The sequence below is a fragment of the Streptomyces sp. NPDC012794 genome (assembly GCF_042901085.1).
Classification (GTDB): domain Bacteria; phylum Actinomycetota; class Actinomycetes; order Streptomycetales; family Streptomycetaceae; genus Streptomyces.
Window position 1 is genome coordinate 1,824 of the sequence record NZ_JBIBCI010000048.1, and the last position, 3,300, is coordinate 5,123.

Here is a 3,300-nt window from a genome sequence, read left to right on the forward strand (position 1 = left end):
CGTGCCTGGCACGTTGTTGGGTCCTGAGGGCGCGGCCGTTTGGTCAGTCTTCAGTGCCGGCCCCAGTGAACTCATCGGTTTGTCCGGTGGGGTGATGGGTGGCTGGTCGTTATTTGAGAACTACACAGTGGACGCGAGCATCTGTGGCCAAGTTTTTAAGGGCGCACGGTGGATGCCTTGGCACCAGGAACCGATGAAGGACGTGAGAGGCCGCGATAGGCCCCGGGGAGCTGCCAACTGAGCTTTGATCCGGGGGTGTCCGAATGGGGAAACCCGGCAGTCGTCATGGGCTGTCACCCATGCCTGAACACATAGGGCATGTGGAGGGAACGAGGGGAAGTGAAACATCTCAGTACCCTCAGGAAGAGAAAACAACCGTGATTCCGGGAGTAGTGGCGAGCGAAACCGGATGAGGCTAAACCGTATGCGTGTGAGACCCGGCAGGGGTTGCGCATGCGGGGTTGTGGGAATGAGCTTGATCGGTCTGCCGGCCGGTCGGCGAGTCAGAAACCGTTGATGTAGTCGAAGGACATGCGAAAGGTCCGGCGTAGAGGGTAAGACCCCCGTAGACGAAACATCAGCGGCTTGCTTGCTCATCTCCCAAGTAGCACGGGGCCCGAGAAATCCCGTGTGAATCTGGCGGGACCACCCGCTAAGCCTAAATATTCCCTGGTGACCGATAGCGGATAGTACCGTGAGGGAATGGTGAAAAGTACCGCGGGAGCGGAGTGAAATAGTACCTGAAACCGTGTGCCTACAAGCCGTGGGAGCGTCGCGTTGCATGCTTGCATGTGACGTCGTGACTGCGTGCCTTTTGAAGAATGAGCCTGCGAGTTAGCGGTGTGTAGCGAGGTTAACCCGTGTGGGGAAGCCGTAGCGAAAGCGAGTCCGAATAGGGCGATTGAGTTGCACGCTCTAGACCCGAAGCGGAGTGATCTAGCCATGGGCAGGTTGAAGCGGAGGTAAGACTTCGTGGAGGACCGAACCCACCAGGGTTGAAAACCTGGGGGATGACCTGTGGTTAGGGGTGAAAGGCCAATCAAACTCCGTGATAGCTGGTTCTCCCCGAAATGCATTTAGGTGCAGCGTCGTGTGTTTCTTGCCGGAGGTAGAGCACTGGATAGGCGATGGGCCCTACCGGGTTACTGACCTTAGCCAAACTCCGAATGCCGGTAAGTGAGAGCACGGCAGTGAGACTGTGGGGGATAAGCTCCATGGTCGAGAGGGAAACAGCCCAGAGCATCGACTAAGGCCCCCAAGCGTACGCTAAGTGGGAAAGGATGTGGAGTCGCAGAGACAACCAGGAGGTTGGCTTAGAAGCAGCCACCCTTGAAAGAGTGCGTAATAGCTCACTGGTCAAGTGATTCCGCGCCGACAATGTAGCGGGGCTCAAGCGTACCGCCGAAGTCGTGTCATTGCAGCTATAGGGCCAACGCCCGCTGTGATGGGTAGGGGAGCGTCGTGTGCCGGGTGAAGCAGCAGCGGAAGCTAGTTGTGGACGGTTCACGAGTGAGAATGCAGGCATGAGTAGCGATACACACGTGAGAAACGTGTGCGCCGATTGACTAAGGGTTCCTGGGTCAAGCTGATCTGCCCAGGGTAAGTCGGGACCTAAGGCGAGGCCGACAGGCGTAGTCGATGGACAACCGGTTGATATTCCGGTACCCGCTTTGAAACGCCCAATATCGAATCCTCTGATGCTAAGCCCGTGAAGCCGTTCCGGACCCTTCGGGGAATGGAAAGTGGTGGAGCCGGCGATCCAAGGTGGTAGTAGGTAAGCGATGGGGTGACGCAGGAAGGTAGTCCAGCCCGGGCGGTGGTTGTCCCGGGGTAAGGGTGTAGGCCGTGTGGTAGGCAAATCCGTCACACGTTAAGGCTGAGACCTGATGCCGAGCCGATTGTGGTGAAGTGGATGATCCTATGCTGTCGAGAAAAGCCTCTAGCGAGTTTCATGGCGGCCCGTACCCTAAACCGACTCAGGTGGTCAGGTAGAGAATACCGAGGCGTTCGGGTGAACTATGGTTAAGGAACTCGGCAAAATGCCCCCGTAACTTCGGGAGAAGGGGGGCCATTCCTGGTGATGAGACTTGCTCTCTGAGCTGGGGGTGGCCGCAGAGACCAGCGAGAAGCGACTGTTTACTAAAAACACAGGTCCGTGCGAAGCCGTAAGGCGATGTATACGGACTGACGCCTGCCCGGTGCTGGAACGTTAAGGGGACCGGTTAGTGACCTTTCGGGGTTGCGAAGCTGAGAACTTAAGCGCCAGTAAACGGCGGTGGTAACTATAACCATCCTAAGGTAGCGAAATTCCTTGTCGGGTAAGTTCCGACCTGCACGAATGGCGTAACGACTTCTCGACTGTCTCAACCATAGGCCCGGTGAAATTGCACTACGAGTAAAGATGCTCGTTTCGCGCAGCAGGACGGAAAGACCCCGGGACCTTTACTACAGTTTGATATTGGTGTTCGGTTCGGCTTGTGTAGGATAGGTGGGAGACTTTGAAGCAGCCACGCCAGTGGTTGTGGAGTCGCCGTTGAAATACCACTCTGGTCGTGCTGGATGTCTAACCTCGGTCCGTGATCCGGATCAGGGACAGTGTCTGATGGGTAGTTTAACTGGGGCGGTTGCCTCCCAAAGGGTAACGGAGGCGCCCAAAGGTTCCCTCAGCCTGGTTGGCAATCAGGTGTTGAGTGTAAGTGCACAAGGGAGCTTGACTGTGAGACCGACGGGTCGAGCAGGGACGAAAGTCGGGACTAGTGATCCGGCGGTGGCTTGTGGAAGCGCCGTCGCTCAACGGATAAAAGGTACCCCGGGGATAACAGGCTGATCTTCCCCAAGAGTCCATATCGACGGGATGGTTTGGCACCTCGATGTCGGCTCGTCGCATCCTGGGGCTGGAGTCGGTCCCAAGGGTTGGGCTGTTCGCCCATTAAAGCGGTACGCGAGCTGGGTTTAGAACGTCGTGAGACAGTTCGGTCCCTATCCGCTGTGCGCGTAGGAATATTGAGAAGGGCTGTCCCTAGTACGAGAGGACCGGGACGGACGAACCTCTGGTGTGCCAGTTGTCCTGCCAAGGGCATGGCTGGTTGGCTACGTTCGGAAAGGATAACCGCTGAAAGCATCTAAGCGGGAAGCCTGCTTCGAGATGAGTATTCCCACCTCCTTGAGAGGGTAAGGCTCCCAGTAGACGACTGGGTTGATAGGCCAGATGTGGAAGCCCGGTAACGGGTGGAGCTGACTGGTACTAATAGGCCGAGGGCTTGTCCTCAGTTGCTCGCGTCCACTGTGTTAGTTCTGAAG

General features: G+C 57.0%; 1 rRNA gene. It reads left to right on the top strand.

Annotated elements, in window-relative coordinates:
• The first annotated feature begins 145 nt into the window (after positions 1-145).
• A 23S ribosomal RNA gene (locus tag ACFY7H_RS33940) occupies positions 146-3,268 on the top strand.
• The last annotated feature ends 32 nt before the right edge of the window (positions 3,269-3,300 follow it).